Consider the following 13,831-nt stretch of genomic DNA (forward strand, 5'->3'; position numbering starts at 1 on the left):
CATTCCTCCTACAGGCCGACCGGGCCCGTGAGAACCAAGGTCAAAGAGCCAGGCTTCGCCGCATTTTCAGGCACGGTTGCATCATTAGGCTTCGCGACGCCCCCCACTCTCTCCGCCAGCACCCTCGCCCGCTCTTCCGCCCCCGGGGTTGCCGGGTCGAAGAACACCGTGTTCTCCTGCAGAATTGCCTGCTCCTCGGTAATATTACCCACCTCACCGATACGCGTGCCCTGGTCCTTCAGCGTGCCGGACACGTCCGCTGCCAGGTTCGGGACCGTGGAGTTGTTGAAGACGTTCACTGTCTCATTCTCCGCCGTCATCGGCTCGTTGTTGCTCGCCGGGTTGTTCTGGTCCGCTGCGTCCGGGTTGTTCTGGTCCGCCGGGTCAGCCGGGGCGCCGCTGTTCGGGTCGCGGTTCGCGTCTGGCTGCTGGTTCTGGTTCTGGTTCTGGTTCTGGTCCTGCTCCTGAGCCTGTTGCTCCTGCGCAGCCTTGTCGCCGCTGCCCTCGCCGTCGCCGGACTTCGTCATGGCGTACACGCCCCAGAGGCCAAGAAGGATGGCCACGGCGATGAGGATCATCGCCAACCCCCTCTTCGGCACACCACTCACCGCGGCTGCACCGCCGGCCAGCGCTGCGCCACTACCGGTCGCTGCGCTGCTGGACACGGCACCGGCACCGGCACCATCACCATCGTCCCCGTCACTCTCCGCGATGCTCGCCCCCATGGCGCCGGCAGCGAGAACTCCGCCACGGCTGTCCTCTTCTTCCAGCTCAGAGGCGTAGTCGTAGGGTTCGTCGGCGTAGCCGTCGACGTCCTCGAACTCCACGTCTTCCACGCGTTCCACGCGGCGGTGGCGGCCAGCTGCGGGTTCGTCGTAGAACTCCTCAAAGGCCTCGTCGGAGGAGCCGTCGGTTGGCTCCTCGTACAGATCGCGGGCGCGGTCAGCGCCCTTGACACGGTTGCCATTACCAGGGTTCACATTAGTCACAACCGTCACCCTAATGTGGCTCGGGCGACAGGTCCCGAGCGACGCGCCGGAAGGCCCACTTTCCCCGCCCCACAAGCTCTCAAAGTACCCATCCGAGAAATCTCACACCGGCCCGAACGCGACCTGGGCGAATACGGACCCACAACCTCGTGGGGCGTGAGAAATATCGACCCCGACCCTCAAACCCCCTACCCCAAGGCCCGCTGGTCACGGATGCGCTGGAGGCGGCGGACGAGTTGGGGGCGGGCGGAGAGGGCGGAGGGGTCGTCGATAAGCGAATTGAGCTTTTGGTAATACCTGAAGGGCGACATGCCGAGCTCAACACGGATGGCTTCCTCCCGCGCGCCGAGGCTGCGGGGTGCGCGGGCGGCGAAGTCGAGGATGGTCAGGTCGTTTGGCTCCACGCTCCCACCTTATACTGGCCCCATGATCCGACCCATTGTGATTTACGGCGACCCGGTACTGCACACCCCGACGGAGCCGGTAACGGAGCCGATTGAGGAGCTCAAGCAGCTGATCGAGGACATGCACGAGACCATGGATGCCGCGCACGGCGTGGGTCTGGCGGCTAACCAGATCGGTGTGAATAAACGCCTGTTTGTGTACCACTGCCCGGATGGGGACACGATGCGTCGAGGCACGGTGATTAACCCGGTGCTGGAGACCAGTGAGATCCCAAAGACGATGCCCAGCGACGATGATGAGGAGGGCTGCCTCTCCGTCCCGGGCGAGTCTTTCCCCACGGCCCGCGCGGAGTGGGCCAAGGTCACGGGCCTGGATGAGAACGGCAACGAGGTCGAGGTGGAGGGCACGGGCTTTTTCGCGCGTTGCCTGCAGCATGAGGTCGGCCACCTGGACGGGTTTGTGTACCTCGACGTGCTCACCGGCCGCTACAAGCGCGAGGCGAAGCGCGCGGTGAAGCGCAATGGCTGGGACCACGCGGGGAATACGTGGTTGCCGGGTACGGATCCGGACCCGTTTGGTCACTAGTGTTCCGCCAAGAACCGATGAAGCCGGGCGACCGGGTGGTGGTGCGTCGCCGTGCGGGTTCGCATTTGACGGATGTGATCGGGCACGTGGTGTCGCTCGATCCGCTGGTGGTGCGCCCGCAGAAGGTGGGCGGGTTGCCGTCCGAGGCGGAGGCAATTCGCATCGACGACCCGCTTGTCGTGCGCCGCATGAGCCCGCGCCGCGTCCGCAATTCAGATATTCGCGCTGTTGAGACCGCCTATGCGCGCGCGTTTCCAGGCCAATCGCGCATGCTTTTCGACGACTGGCTCACCCGCGCCGGCTCCGACATCGCCGAACGCTCCAACTCCGCAACCCCGATTGGTCATTCGGGCGGTTTGCGTCCGGTGCCGCTGGACCAGATTGTGGAGTTTTACCGGGAGCGGGGTCTGCCGGCGCAGCTGCTGATCCCGGAGCGGATTGGTGCGCCGGCGCTGCGGGCCATTGAGGGCAGGCCGGAGTGGTCGTTGGGTCCGGAGATTGTGGTGATGACGCGCTCGCTGTCAGACCTGCCCGAGCCGGCTCCGGCGCCGTCAGAGTTTGAGTTCCGCATCGACCCCCGCCCCGACGCAGATTGGCTGGCCATGTACCACTTCCGCGGCCAACCCCTGCCGCCCGAAGCGCTGGCGGAGCTTGCCGATGAGATTGAGGGCACGCTCGGTTTCGGCCGCCTCACCCACCAGGGCGAGACCGTGGCGGTGACCCGCGGCACGATCACGGGGTCCGACGATGGGCGGGTGTGGCTCGGCTACTCCGCCGTCGAGGTCGCGCCGGAGTTCCGGCGTCGAGGACTGGGCACGCAGCTGGGCGCGGAGATGCTCGCCTGGGGCCAAAGCCACGGTGCCACGGACGCCTACCTCCAAGTGCTGGCCAGCAACGACGCCGGCATCGGGCTGTACACCAAACTCGGATTCGTGGAGCACCACCGACACCGGTACGCGCGCTGTGATCTAGGCTAGTGCCCATGCGAATTGCCACGTGGAATATCAACTCGGTGCGCACGCGCGTCGACCGCGCTGTCGCATTCCTGGAGCGCAATGACATTGACGTGCTGGCCATGCAGGAAACGAAGTGCTCAGACGACAAATTCCCGTATTCGGCGTTTGAGGCCGCGGGCTACGATGTCGCGCACGTGGGTTACCACCAGTGGAACGGCGTGGCACTCATCTCCCGGGTTGGCCTGGAGAATGTCAAGGACCACTTCCCCAACCAGCCCGGCTTTGACAAGGACCCCACCAAACCCCAGAACCGCGAGGCCCGCGCCGTTGGCGCCACGTGCAACGGGGTGGAGATCTGGAGCCTCTACGTTCCCAATGGCCGGGAGATTGCGGATCCCCACTATGACTACAAGTTGGAGTTTTTGTGGAGGTTGGGGGAGGTCGTCGATAAGCAAAAAATGCAGGTTTTGTGCGGCGATTTCAACATTGCGCCCACGGACAAAGATGTGTGGGAGCGCGCGTTTTTTGAGGGCAAGACGCACGTGACGGAGCCCGAGCGCGCGGCGTTTCAGCGGGTCGTGGAGTTCGGGTTGACGCAGGTCAGGCACGAGGAACCGTACTCCTACTTCGATTACAAGGGCGCGCGATTCCTGCGCGGTGAGGGCATGCTCATCGATTTCCAGCTCGCCTCGCCGCAGCTGCCCGCCCGCGCGTGGGTCGACCTCGAAGAGCGCGCCGGCGAGAAGGCCTCCGATCACGCGCCGGTCATCGCGGATTACGACCTCAGCGCCCTGCTTATCGACGAAGTCCGATGAGCCTCTCCGCCCTCCAACTCGCCCTGATGGTGATTGACTACACCATCAAATTCGCCGTGATCGGTGTGATTCCGGAGAACCGGAAACCGTCGTCCGCGAACGCGTGGCTGCTGGTCATTCTGCTCATCCCGTTTTTGGGGTTGCCGCTGTACTTCTTCCTGGGGTCCACGTTCCTGTCGCGGCGCCGCCACCGCATCCAGCGGGAGGCGAATGAGCTGCTCGATGACGTGCACGAGGACTTCCCCGACTATCCCGCCGGTGCGTCCGTGACGGATGAGGTGGCGTCCATGGCGCACCTGAACCGGACGCTCACTGGTTTTCCGGCGCTGGACGGGCACGTCAAGGCCGTGTGGACGGACTATCAGGGCACGATGCGGCGCCTGGCCGCTGCCATCGACGATGCTCAGCACCACGTTCACGTGGAGATCTACGCCATGGCCTGGGACTCCACCACCGCGCCGGTGTGGGAGGCGATGGAGCGTGCCGTCGCCCGCGGGGTCCCGGTGCGGGTGCTGCTGGACCACATCGGGTCCCAGAAATACCCCGGCTTCCGTAAATTTAAGAAGCGCATGACCGCCGCCGGCATTGACTGGCACCTCATGCTGCCGCTTCAACCCCTCCGCGGTACCTTCCGTCGACCCGACCTGCGTAACCACCGCAAGCTGCTCATCATCGACGACAGCGTCGCTTTCATGGGCTCCTTCAACCTCATCGACCGCTCCTACCTCATGCCCAACCACGTGCGGAAAGCCCGCCAATGGGTCGACGCATTCGTGGAACTCACCGGGCCGATCGTCGCCTCCCTGGAAACCATGTTCGCCGTGGACTGGTACACCGAGGCCGGGGAGATCCTGGACATCCGCGCGCCTTTCGACGACGACACCACCGACCACGACCAAAACGTCCTCCAACTCATCCCCTCTGGCCCCGGCTACACAACAGAGCCGAACCTGAGGATGTTCAACACCCTCATCCACCACGCCCGCGAACGCCTGGTGCTGTGCTCCCCCTACTTCGTGCCTGATGACTCCATGCTGGAAGCCATCACCACCGCCTGCTACCGGGGTGTGCGCGTAGACCTCCTCGTTGGTGAGAAGGCCGACCAGTTCATGGTCCACCACGCGCAATCCGCCTACTACCAGCAACTCCTCGAAGCCGGCGTGCACATCTGGCAGTTCCCCGCCCCGTATGTGCTGCACACCAAGTTCGCCATTGCGGACCCAGCGGTGTGGACGCGCCCTGGCGCTGCGTCTGGCTCTGCACGCAACGAGATCGCCATCATGGGCTCCTCCAACATGGACATGCGGTCCTTCTCCCTCAACTACGAGAACAGTCTATTCATCCTCGAGGGTCCCCTCATCACCGAGCTTTGCGATCTCGCCTCCTCCTACCTCTCCGTCTCCCACCAACTCACCCTCGAGGAGTGGAAGAAGCGCCCGTGGACGCGCCGGTACATCGATAACGTGATGAAGCTGACGTCGGCGGTGCAGTAGGGGCGTCGATAAGCATTTTTAAGCTTTTTAAGCACGCTCGAGCGCGCGACGCACATCCGCAATGAACGTCCTGGGCTGCGCGAACACCTGCGTGGAGGAGTAGCGCACAACCTGAAAACCCCTGTTCAGGATGAGCTTCTCGCGCCGACGCTCCTGGCGAATCGCTTCCTCGGGATCCTCGTCGTATTTGAGCTCACCGTCGATCTCCACCGCGACGCACCCGCGAACGAGCAGATCGATCGCGTACGGCGGCACCACCTTCGCTTGCGGCCTCAGCGGTCCGATGCCCTCCTCGATGAGCAGCGCCCGCGCGTAGCTCTCCCCCGGAGCATCCGAACAATCCACCGCCTCGCGCAGGCTCCGCCGCGCGTGCTCGATCCCCTTCCGCATGCCCACCTCGTCGAGGCGAGTCTCCAGCTCCGAGCGCTTGTGCTTGTTCACCAGCAACCAATCCGCCGCCACCAGCCCGGCCCGGAAACCCTCCGTGCACGCGATCTGCAGCCACGCGCTCACCGGGTCCACCGCCGCAGCCCCCAAGATCTGCACCACCTTCTCCGGCGGCGGCTCCTTCCGATACACGCAGCCCGCCGGCCACTTCGTCCGCGGCGGAACACCACCCGACCGCGTCGCCAGCGTGATCCACTGCGCTGCGTCCACCGTCCACATCCCGAGCACCCGTGCTGCCGAACCCCCCACCAGATACGAGCTGTTCACCGACTGCGCCGCCGCCAACGTCATCAGCATCTGCCGCTGATATCGCCGCAGCACCATCATGTCTTTCCGCCGCACAAAGCGCCGGCTGGCCACCTTAATCAGCTCGCCGCGCTCAATTTGCTTCTCGACGCCCCTCGGCACCCTCCTTCCCACCACCACCAGCAAAGAATTCAAATAAGGCAACTCTGGGTGCATGCGTTTATTGTCGCGGGGCTGCGCGGTGATTCTCAAGGGAAAATTGTCCACTCTGGTGGACATTCCTCGACTGTTCGGCTGTTGTGGGGCTTTGCTGAGCTTTGGCGGGCTTCCGCCGCCGCCCTTGTCAGGCTTGCCCCACCCCTGTCGCCCGCTGGGCTTTGCGCGTTTTCACTTCTGCCCCACGCGTTTCACCTAAGTTTGCCAAACTGCCCGAAAACAGCCGATTTCAGGCCCAAAATCGTGAGTTTGGCAAACTTAGGTGTCACTGGTGGGGCTTGTGTGTTTTACACGTCGCGCTTCTCCAGCAGCAGCACCCCGATGCCATACAGCACCACCGCCCACACGCCGAAGAGGACGAGGGACTGCCACAGCTCAATCTGGGCACCCACCCCTGGCTGCGGCCCGGGGTTGGGGATATTGGAGGTGAAGTGCTGCAGGTTCTTGAACGGCGCGTAGGCCTGGATGTTCTGGCCAACTTTGGGGAGGAACGCGATCAACGGTTCCACGGCAAACTGCCAACCCAGGTAGGCAACCAGAGCACCGGCGGTTTGGCGCACGATCCAGCCCAGCCCCTGCACGAGCAGAACAGAAACAAAGGTGGCCAACGGGATGGCCCACAGGGCGCGACGGGAGTAGGGGTTGGAGGCCCAGTTGATGGGGTTGGAGGCGATGAGGTCCCCAAGCACGAAGCTCACGGCCAAGATCAGGAAGGACAAGGCTGCGGCGTAGCCGCCGTAGACGATGAGCTTGCCCACTGCGACTTTCCAGCGCTGGGGTGTCAGCGTCATGTTGGTGGCGCTGACTTTATACCGGTATTCGGTGGTGACCACCATGATCGCCTGGATCATGAGGCACAGCATGCCGAAGCTGAGGAAGCCAGCCACGACCATGGCACCGCCGTAGCTGGGCAGCTCAGGGTTGTCCAGGGCCGCCATGAACAGGGTCCAGCCGACGCTGAGCACGATGGCAAGGCCAGAGGTCCACCAGAAGGAGGCCGTGGTGCGGAGTTTGGTCCACTCCGAGGTAATCACGTTAAGCATTGGGCTGACCTCCTGGAACGGGGAAACCGGTGGACGCGTACTGGACGGCGCCTTCGGTGCGGCGGATGTAGGCGTCTTCGAGGGAGGCGCGGCGTTCGGTGAGCTCGCTGAGCATGACGCCGGTGGAGAAGGCGAGGGCGCCGATGTCGTCGGAAGACTGGGACGGCACCTCAAGGACAGGGCGGCCTTCGGCGTCCGTCGACGGCACAAAAGTAATGCCCTCCGCCGTCAAGGCAGCGCTAAATTCGGCGAGGTGGGGGGTGCGCACCACAGTGGTCAGCGCAGAGTTTTCCTTGATGAAGTCATGGACCGAACCCGACGCCACAAGGCGCCCCTGCCCAATAACCACCAGCCGGTCAGCGGTCTGCGCCATCTCCGCCAGCAGGTGGGAGGACACGAGCACGGTGCGCCCCTCCGCGGCGAAACGGCGGAGCAGTTCGCGGACCCAGCGGATGCCTTCGGGGTCGAGGCCGTTGACGGGCTCGTCGAGAATCAGGTACTCCGGATCCCCCAGCATGGCAGCGGCAATGCCCAGGCGCTGGCCCATACCCAGCGAAAACCCACCGACTTTCTTGCCGGCCACAGACGTCAGGCCGACGAGGTCCAGCACCGCATCCACACGCGACGCCTCAATCCCAGAGGCCTGCGCCTGCCACAGCAGGGCGTTGCGCGCGCTGCGATTCGGGTGCACCGCCTTCGCATCCAGCAGCGCACCAACCTTGGACAGGGGGTTGGGGAGGGAGCGGTAGGGGGCGCCGTCGATAAGCGCGGTGCCTGAAGTGGGCGCATCAAGGCCGAGAATCATGCGCATCGTGGTCGATTTACCTGCGCCGTTGGGCCCAAGGAAGCCGGTGACCACGCCGGGTTCGACCGTGAAGGTGAGGTCGTCCACCGCGCGGACGGAGCCATACACCTTCGTCAGGTTCTTAACTTCGATCATGCTTTTCAGCGTGCCACAGAAGCATGCTTAACGACGCCTCAAACCCCCCATGCAACTCAAACCCCCTAAGTTCTTCCAGCGGAACCCAACGTAATTCCATAGATTCGGCATTGGGCTCCAGCGGGATCGGCTCGCCGGTGGTGGTGCGGGCGAGCACGGTGGTGTAGGTCCAGCCGGGGGGTGTGCCGGCGGTGATGACGGCGTCGTCGATAATCACGAGCGAAGTGTCGATGCCGCACTCCTCGACCGTTTCGCGCAGGGCTGCTTCCTCGACTGTCTCGTGCGAGTCGCGGGCACCGCCGGGCAAAGCCCACGTGCCGCCATCGGCGACCCAGTGCGCGCGGTGCTGCAGGAGCACCGTGTTCCCGGCGCGGAGGAAGAGGCCGGCCGCACCGTGCTTGCCCCAGACTTGTTTGCCGTGTGGGCCTTCGACCCAACCGTTACCGTCGCCTTCCATAAGCGCCACCCTACCCGGCAGTGGTGTTTAGCCCCACCTGTCACATGTGCCCTGTAGTCTGAGGGAATGGCGCGCATGGAGGCGGCCGGTGAGGCCAGGGGACGCACGGGAGGTGGCTCTCGTGTGAAATTGCCGCGGTTCAGTCCGCGGAAGTCCCAGCCGGTGGTGGACCTCCAGGAGCATGAGGATGCGTGGCTGGATTCCCTGGAGGAGGCGCCGCCGCGCACCGGACTGAGGGGGTTGCGGGACAAGTTCTATGACTCCCTCGGTGGCACCGGCCGGTGGATGGGGAATGCGTGGAGCTTCCTCACCACCAGTGTGGGACGCCTGCTGGCACTCATGGTTTTGCTCAGTGTCATGCTGCTGGCCAGCGGCTATGCGATGAGCCAATCCGGCCAGTCCCGCGAAAACGCCCTAGAGACCCTGCTGAGCGCCACCGAGCCCACCAGCAATTCGGCGCACACCTTATATACGAGCTTGAGCCAGGCCGACACGCTGGCCACCACCTCCTTCGTGCAGCCGGGGCTGCAGACGGCGGAATCCCACCGCCGGTACGTGGCCACCATTGATAAAGCCGTCATCGCCGCCGACGAAGTTGTGCGCGGCAGCGCGGTGGCCGGGGCACACGCGGAGCATTCGGCGGAGGTGCAGGAGCTCGTCCGCGACATCCAGCGCATGTTGCCGCAGTACACCGGCCTGATGGAGCGCGCACAAGCAAACCAACGCGTGGGCAATCCGCTGGGTGTGGCCTACATGACGCAGGCTTCCACCCTCATGCGCGAGACGATGCTGGCCAAGGCAGAACGCCTGCTCAACATCACCCGCGACCAGGTGGATGATGAGATGCGTCGCCTCACCCTGCCCCAGTTCGTGCCGTTGTCCGGCCTGTTGGCGGGCATCGCCGCGCTGGTGTTCACGCAATGGGTGCTGTGGCGGATGTTCCGCCGCCGCCTCAACCGCGGCTTCCTCGTCTCCACGGCGCTCATGCTCGCGGCAACAGTGTGGGTCATCAGCGCGAACTCGGCCGCGTGGATTGCGGGCACGCACGGGTTCGAGGCCGCGAGCCACCAGTTTGAGCAGCTGACCAGCGCCCGCATCACCGCGCAGGAAACCCGCACGACGGAAACGTTGACGCTGCTCACCCGCCGCATGGGCGACCGCTCCGCCACCGAGATGGGCGATACGGCCGACGAGGTCACCCGCGCACTGGACACCCTCCCGCCGAGCGCGGATGAAGAGCTCGTGGCCACGACGCGCCGCGCGCTCACCGACTGGCGCGTCTCCCACTCCCGCATGATGACGGCGCTGCAGCAAGGCGATTACGAGCATGCGGTGGACATCGCCGCATCGCAAGAGCTTGTCGACGCCTCCCCCTCCGCCGCCACCTCCTTCCACACCCTCGACAAAGGCTTGGCGGACCTCATCTCCCAGTCACGAACAGATCTGCGTTCGCACATCACGAACAGTTTGAAAGCCTCCGATAGCGTCGCCCCCGGCGTCATGGTGCTGACGATTCTGGCTTTCCTCATGGCGTGGATCGGCGTCCGCCCGAGGATTCAGGAGTACCTGTGATGAAACGGATGAAACTACCGGAGCACTGTGCGCGGAAGCCTATGACGAAACCTGAATTCGCGGGGGTAAAAGCGGGGGTGAAAGTGAGTCCGCGGGCAGCGGCGGTAAAGGGCGCTGCGGTGCTTGCGGTCGTGGCGGGAACGCTGGCGGGCTGCTCTGTCACCCCGGTGCAGCCGGGGATCGGAGATCAGTCCGAACCACCGGCGTTGCAGGACCTCCCACTGCCCGCGGGTGCAGTGGTGGATGCACCAGGACAGACACCGGATGCCGAGGTAGAGGCCTATGATTGGCCGGGCTCGCTACGCCCGGACAGGGAGTCGCCGGAAAAGCGGGTCCCGGATATTTATAAGCGTGGCCGCATCATCGTGGGCGTGGACCAGTCCCAATATTTGTTGAGTTTCCGCGATAACGCGACGGGTGAACTCAAGGGTTTTGAGGTGGACTTGGCCCGGGAGATCGCCCGGGACATATTCAGGTTTCCCGATAGGGTTGATTTCCGCTTTGTGGACTCCTCCAAACGCACGGAAGCCCTCGTGTCAGGCCAGGTGGACATTGTGATTAGGACGATGTCCATTACCAAGGAGCGGGCGGCGGAGGTGGATTTCTCGGTGCCGTACCTGGATTCGTCGGTACGCATGCTCGTGCCCACGAGCTCCCACCTTGATGGGGCGCAGGACCTGTCTGATGAGCGCATTTGTGTCGCCACCGGGTCCAACACCGTGAATATTGCGCGGGAGAATTTCCCGCAGCATGAGCTGCTGCGCACGCGCACGTGGACGGATTGTCTGATGGCGCTGCAGCAATATCAGGCGGGGCTGCTCGTGGGCGATGAGACGATTCTGGCGGGCTTTGCCGCGCAGGATCCGCTGACCACGGTGGCGGGCGAGCCGTTTGCCACGCAGCATTACGCGGTGGGGATTCCGAAGGGGTATGACGGGCTGACTCGTCAGGTGAATTCCACGCTCAACCGCGTGCGCACGGACGGCACGTGGGACGCGATGTTTAAGCGCTGGCTTGGCCCGCACATCGCGCCGCGTACCGCGCCGCAGCCGATCTACCGGGAGGAGAACAATGACTAACGCTGATCCGGGCGCCACCGACGGCACGTGGGTGCCGGACCGGGACATCGACCAGGTCACGGAACACCTCCACAGCAACGAGGAGGCCGAGAGCCACGAAGCAACCGAAGCCGTCCTCTTCGACCCCTTCGCGGATGAAGAAGAAGAGTTCGACGCCGATACGCTTTACGACGGCACCGGTGACATCGCCGACCTCCTCAAAGACCTCGACGCCCTGCGCGACACCCCAGAAACAACTCAAGCCACCCAGGCGACGCAGGCCACTCCCCCGGAATTCACTGAGTTCGCTGAGTTCACTCAGGCGGCTGAGCACAGCACTGGAGGCTCAAGCGGTACAGACAGCACCGCCGGCACGCTGGCGGGGTTGACGCCGGAGCAGATGGCGGAGTTACAGGCGAGTACGTCGGAACGCTCGCGGCGCGAGGCGCTGGAGAAGTTCAAGAAGCTGCGCGGCGCGAAGCGCCAGGCGCGGTCGGTGGCGGACGGCATGGTGGAGCTGCCGTGGATTGCGCCGTCCGAGCCGAAAGAGGAGCTGAAGGACCCCACCGAGGCGGTGGTGAAGAAGGGTATTCCGGCGCCGCAACTGCAGCAGGGCGATGTGGTGGCTGGCCAGTACGAAATCAAAGGTGTCATCGCACACGGCGGCATGGGGTGGATCTACCTGGCGCAGGACCACCATGTGGCCGGCCGCGTGGTGGTGCTCAAGGGCCTGCAGGCGGAGAAGAGCGCCGATGAGACGGCGGCTGCGGCCGCGGAGCGGGAGTTTTTGGCGGATATTACGCACCCCGGCATCGTGAAGATTTTCAACTTCATCGATGATCCCCGGGTGGACGAGGGCTTTATTGTGATGGAGTTTGTGGGCGGGCCGTCGTTGCGCGAGCGTCGTAACGCACAGCGCAACCACCTGCTCCCGATAGACCTGGCTATCGCGTACATCCTGGAGGTCCTGCCCGCGCTGGGGTACCTGCACAGCCGCGGGGTGGTGTACAACGACCTGAAGCCGGACAACATCATTGTCACCGAAGACCAGGTGAAGCTCATTGACCTGGGCGCGGTCAGCGGCATCGGGGCGTACGGCTATATCTATGGCACGAAGGGGTATCAGGCGCCGGAGGTGGCGCGGGAGGGGCCGTCGATAGCTAGTGACATCTACACGGTCGGCCGCACGCTCGCCGCGCTGATCCTGGATCTGCCGAAGGTGGATGGGGTGTTCACGCATGAGCTGCCCACGCCGAGTACGTCGAAGACTTTGCGCCGCTACATCTCCCTGTATCGCTTGCTCGCGCGGTGCTGCGACCCGGATCCGGCAAAGCGCTTCCAGTCCGTGGATGAGCTGGAGATTCAGCTGCTGGGCGTGCTACGTGAGGTCATTGCTATCCGCGATGGGATTGCGCACCCGGCGCAGCACTCGCTGTTTTCGCCGCAACGTACCACGTTTGGCACAAAGCACTTGGTGTTCCGCACGGACCAGCTCATTGACGGAATTGATAGGACAGTTGAAATCACGCCGCAGGAAGTCCTATCAGCCCTGCCCACACCACTGATTGACCGGTCGGATGTGGGCGCGGGTTTGCTCTCGGGTACGTCGTACGCCGAGCCGCAGGAAGCCCTTGAGTCCCTCCGCCAGGCGATGCAGACCCCGGAGTACGAGCATTCCGCGGAGATCCCCTTCGGCGTCGTGCGCGCGATGCTGGACCTCGGCCTGACCACGCAGGCGCGCCACTGGCTCAGCCAGTTCGACGATCGCCTGCGCAACAACTGGCGTTTCCATTGGTACCGCGCGCTCACCGAGCTGGTCCGCGGCGATTTCGTGGCCGCGCAGAAGGACTTCGCGCAGGTCTTAAACATCGTGCCGGGCGAGGCCGCACCGAAACTCGCGCTCGCCGCGGTGGATGAGCTCATGTTGCAAGAAAGCGGGCACCAGCAGCAAGAGCTTATTGACGACACCCTCCCCCGCCACCTCGCCTCCATCCGCACCGATCTTGGCGAGCTCCCCAATTCCTACTTCCGCCGCTTGGAAAAGGACGGGGTGCTCAGCCCGACGTGGAGCCACGTCACGATGGATCCGCCGACGCTACGGCTCAACGCCATGCGCCTGTACGCACTGGTGTGGGCGGCGAATTCCACGACGGTGTCGTCTGCTTTTGGCCTGGCGCGTCAGCTGATGTTTGAGCGTGAGGTGGAAATGGCGGTGGCTGCGTTGGATAAGGTGCCGCAACAGTCCCGCCACCACCGCATGGCTAAGCTGACCAGCATTTTGTACCTGGTTGGGGATACGTTGACGGAATCCCGCATCCGCCGCGCCGCGCGCCGGCTGGAGGAGATCCCCACCAATGAGCCGCGCCTGCTGCAGATCAAGGTCGCGGTGCTGCGCGCGGGGCTGACCTACCTCATGGACAACGACCTTGAGTCAGCCAGCTCCAAGACGCAGCTCTTCGAATTCGACTTCACGGTGAAAGGCCTGCGCCGCGGGCTTGCCATCACACTCAGGCAGCAAGCCCGCCGAGCGCCGTACGCCAAGCACCGCTACGCCCTGGTGGACACGGCGAACAAAGTCCGCCCGGCCACCTGGTTTTAGGCCGCCTTAC

At 64.3% G+C, this 13,831-nt stretch carries 13 protein-coding genes; 7 read left to right on the plus strand and 6 right to left on the minus strand.

The window, feature by feature from the left end; translation table 11 throughout:
• Nucleotides 1-8: 8 nt before the first annotated feature.
• Both L8U60_RS10855 and L8U60_RS08740 read right to left on the minus strand, forming a co-directional pair.
• A complete protein-coding gene (locus L8U60_RS10855) occupies nucleotides 9-989 on the minus strand; it encodes a LytR C-terminal domain-containing protein (RefSeq protein ID WP_269965985.1) in 981 nt (326 codons plus the stop codon).
• Between the two features lie 188 nt (nucleotides 990-1,177).
• Nucleotides 1,178-1,393, minus strand: coding sequence for a DUF3263 domain-containing protein (locus L8U60_RS08740; RefSeq protein ID WP_269965986.1), 216 nt, complete (start codon nucleotides 1,391-1,393; stop codon nucleotides 1,178-1,180).
• Nucleotides 1,394-1,415: 22 nt separating this feature from the next.
• Here L8U60_RS08740 and L8U60_RS08745 point away from each other — a divergent pair, with 22 nt between their 5' ends.
• Genes L8U60_RS08745 through cls form a run of 4 tightly spaced genes read left to right on the plus strand, consistent with a single transcriptional unit; the run spans nucleotide 1,416 to nucleotide 5,243 of the window.
• Nucleotides 1,416-1,979 (plus strand): peptide deformylase, encoded by a 564-nt coding sequence (locus L8U60_RS08745; RefSeq protein WP_269965987.1) that lies wholly within the window; start codon nucleotides 1,416-1,418, stop codon nucleotides 1,977-1,979.
• A 17-nt stretch (nucleotides 1,980-1,996) separates the two neighbouring features.
• Nucleotides 1,997-2,956 (plus strand): N-acetylglutamate synthase, CG3035 family, encoded by a 960-nt coding sequence (locus L8U60_RS08750; protein ID WP_269966005.1) that lies wholly within the window; start codon nucleotides 1,997-1,999, stop codon nucleotides 2,954-2,956.
• A gap of 5 nt (nucleotides 2,957-2,961) precedes the next feature.
• Entirely contained in the window at nucleotides 2,962-3,750 is a 789-nt protein-coding gene (locus L8U60_RS08755) for an exodeoxyribonuclease III (RefSeq protein ID WP_269965988.1), read from the plus strand.
• Nucleotides 3,747-5,243, plus strand: a complete 1,497-nt coding sequence (gene cls, locus L8U60_RS08760; protein WP_269965989.1) for a cardiolipin synthase — start codon at nucleotides 3,747-3,749, stop codon at nucleotides 5,241-5,243. Before L8U60_RS08755 ends, cls begins: the two co-directional genes overlap by 4 nt.
• Before the next feature lie 27 nt (nucleotides 5,244-5,270).
• Here cls and L8U60_RS08765 read toward each other — a convergent pair whose 3' ends face one another.
• From L8U60_RS08765 to L8U60_RS08780, 4 genes are all read right to left on the minus strand, one after another.
• Nucleotides 5,271-5,987: a hypothetical protein gene (locus L8U60_RS08765; protein ID WP_269965990.1), complete on the minus strand. Its 717-nt coding sequence runs from the start codon at nucleotides 5,985-5,987 to the stop codon at nucleotides 5,271-5,273.
• A gap of 452 nt (nucleotides 5,988-6,439) precedes the next feature.
• Nucleotides 6,440-7,195: an ABC transporter permease gene (locus L8U60_RS08770; protein WP_269965991.1), complete on the minus strand. Its 756-nt coding sequence runs from the start codon at nucleotides 7,193-7,195 to the stop codon at nucleotides 6,440-6,442.
• Nucleotides 7,188-8,135, minus strand: a complete 948-nt coding sequence (locus L8U60_RS08775) for an ABC transporter ATP-binding protein (protein ID WP_269965992.1) — start codon at nucleotides 8,133-8,135, stop codon at nucleotides 7,188-7,190. Before L8U60_RS08775 ends, L8U60_RS08770 begins: the two co-directional genes overlap by 8 nt.
• Nucleotides 8,122-8,592: an NUDIX domain-containing protein gene (locus tag L8U60_RS08780; protein ID WP_269965993.1), complete on the minus strand. Its 471-nt coding sequence runs from the start codon at nucleotides 8,590-8,592 to the stop codon at nucleotides 8,122-8,124. Before L8U60_RS08780 ends, L8U60_RS08775 begins: the two co-directional genes overlap by 14 nt.
• Nucleotides 8,593-8,658: 66 nt before the next feature.
• Here L8U60_RS08780 and L8U60_RS08785 point away from each other — a divergent pair, with 66 nt between their 5' ends.
• Genes L8U60_RS08785 through L8U60_RS08795 form a run of 3 tightly spaced genes read left to right on the plus strand, consistent with a single transcriptional unit; the run spans nucleotide 8,659 to nucleotide 13,821 of the window.
• Entirely contained in the window at nucleotides 8,659-10,164 is a 1,506-nt protein-coding gene (locus L8U60_RS08785; RefSeq protein ID WP_269965994.1) for a hypothetical protein, read from the plus strand.
• 41 nt (nucleotides 10,165-10,205) lie between these two features.
• A complete protein-coding gene (locus tag L8U60_RS08790; RefSeq protein WP_269965995.1) occupies nucleotides 10,206-11,243 on the plus strand; it encodes a glutamate ABC transporter substrate-binding protein in 1,038 nt (345 codons plus the stop codon).
• Nucleotides 11,236-13,821, plus strand: a complete 2,586-nt coding sequence (locus L8U60_RS08795) for a serine/threonine protein kinase (protein WP_269965996.1) — start codon at nucleotides 11,236-11,238, stop codon at nucleotides 13,819-13,821. Before L8U60_RS08790 ends, L8U60_RS08795 begins: the two co-directional genes overlap by 8 nt.
• Nucleotides 13,822-13,831: the final 10 nt, after the last annotated feature.

It is taken from the genome of Corynebacterium meitnerae, from assembly GCF_027570075.1.
GTDB lineage: Bacteria > Actinomycetota > Actinomycetes > Mycobacteriales > Mycobacteriaceae > Corynebacterium > Corynebacterium meitnerae.

What these genes read in the sequence shown, in the direction of transcription:
- L8U60_RS08745 (WP_269965987.1), top strand. Translation starts at nt 1,416, where the DNA reads ATGATCCGACCCATTGTGATTTACGGCGACCCGGTACTGCACACCCCG.
- L8U60_RS08750 (WP_269966005.1), top strand. Translation starts at nt 1,997, where the DNA reads ATGAAGCCGGGCGACCGGGTGGTGGTGCGTCGCCGTGCGGGTTCGCAT.
- L8U60_RS08755 (WP_269965988.1), top strand. Translation starts at nt 2,962, where the DNA reads ATGCGAATTGCCACGTGGAATATCAACTCGGTGCGCACGCGCGTCGAC.
- cls (WP_269965989.1), top strand. Translation starts at nt 3,747, where the DNA reads ATGAGCCTCTCCGCCCTCCAACTCGCCCTGATGGTGATTGACTACACC.
- L8U60_RS08765 (WP_269965990.1), bottom strand. Translation starts at nt 5,987, where the DNA reads ATGCTGATGACGTTGGCGGCGGCGCAGTCGGTGAACAGCTCGTATCTG.
- L8U60_RS08770 (WP_269965991.1), bottom strand. Translation starts at nt 7,195, where the DNA reads ATGCTTAACGTGATTACCTCGGAGTGGACCAAACTCCGCACCACGGCC.
- L8U60_RS08775 (WP_269965992.1), bottom strand. Translation starts at nt 8,135, where the DNA reads ATGATCGAAGTTAAGAACCTGACGAAGGTGTATGGCTCCGTCCGCGCG.
- L8U60_RS08780 (WP_269965993.1), bottom strand. Translation starts at nt 8,592, where the DNA reads ATGGAAGGCGACGGTAACGGTTGGGTCGAAGGCCCACACGGCAAACAA.
- L8U60_RS08785 (WP_269965994.1), top strand. Translation starts at nt 8,659, where the DNA reads ATGGCGCGCATGGAGGCGGCCGGTGAGGCCAGGGGACGCACGGGAGGT.
- L8U60_RS08790 (WP_269965995.1), top strand. Translation starts at nt 10,206, where the DNA reads ATGACGAAACCTGAATTCGCGGGGGTAAAAGCGGGGGTGAAAGTGAGT.
- L8U60_RS08795 (WP_269965996.1), top strand. Translation starts at nt 11,236, where the DNA reads ATGACTAACGCTGATCCGGGCGCCACCGACGGCACGTGGGTGCCGGAC.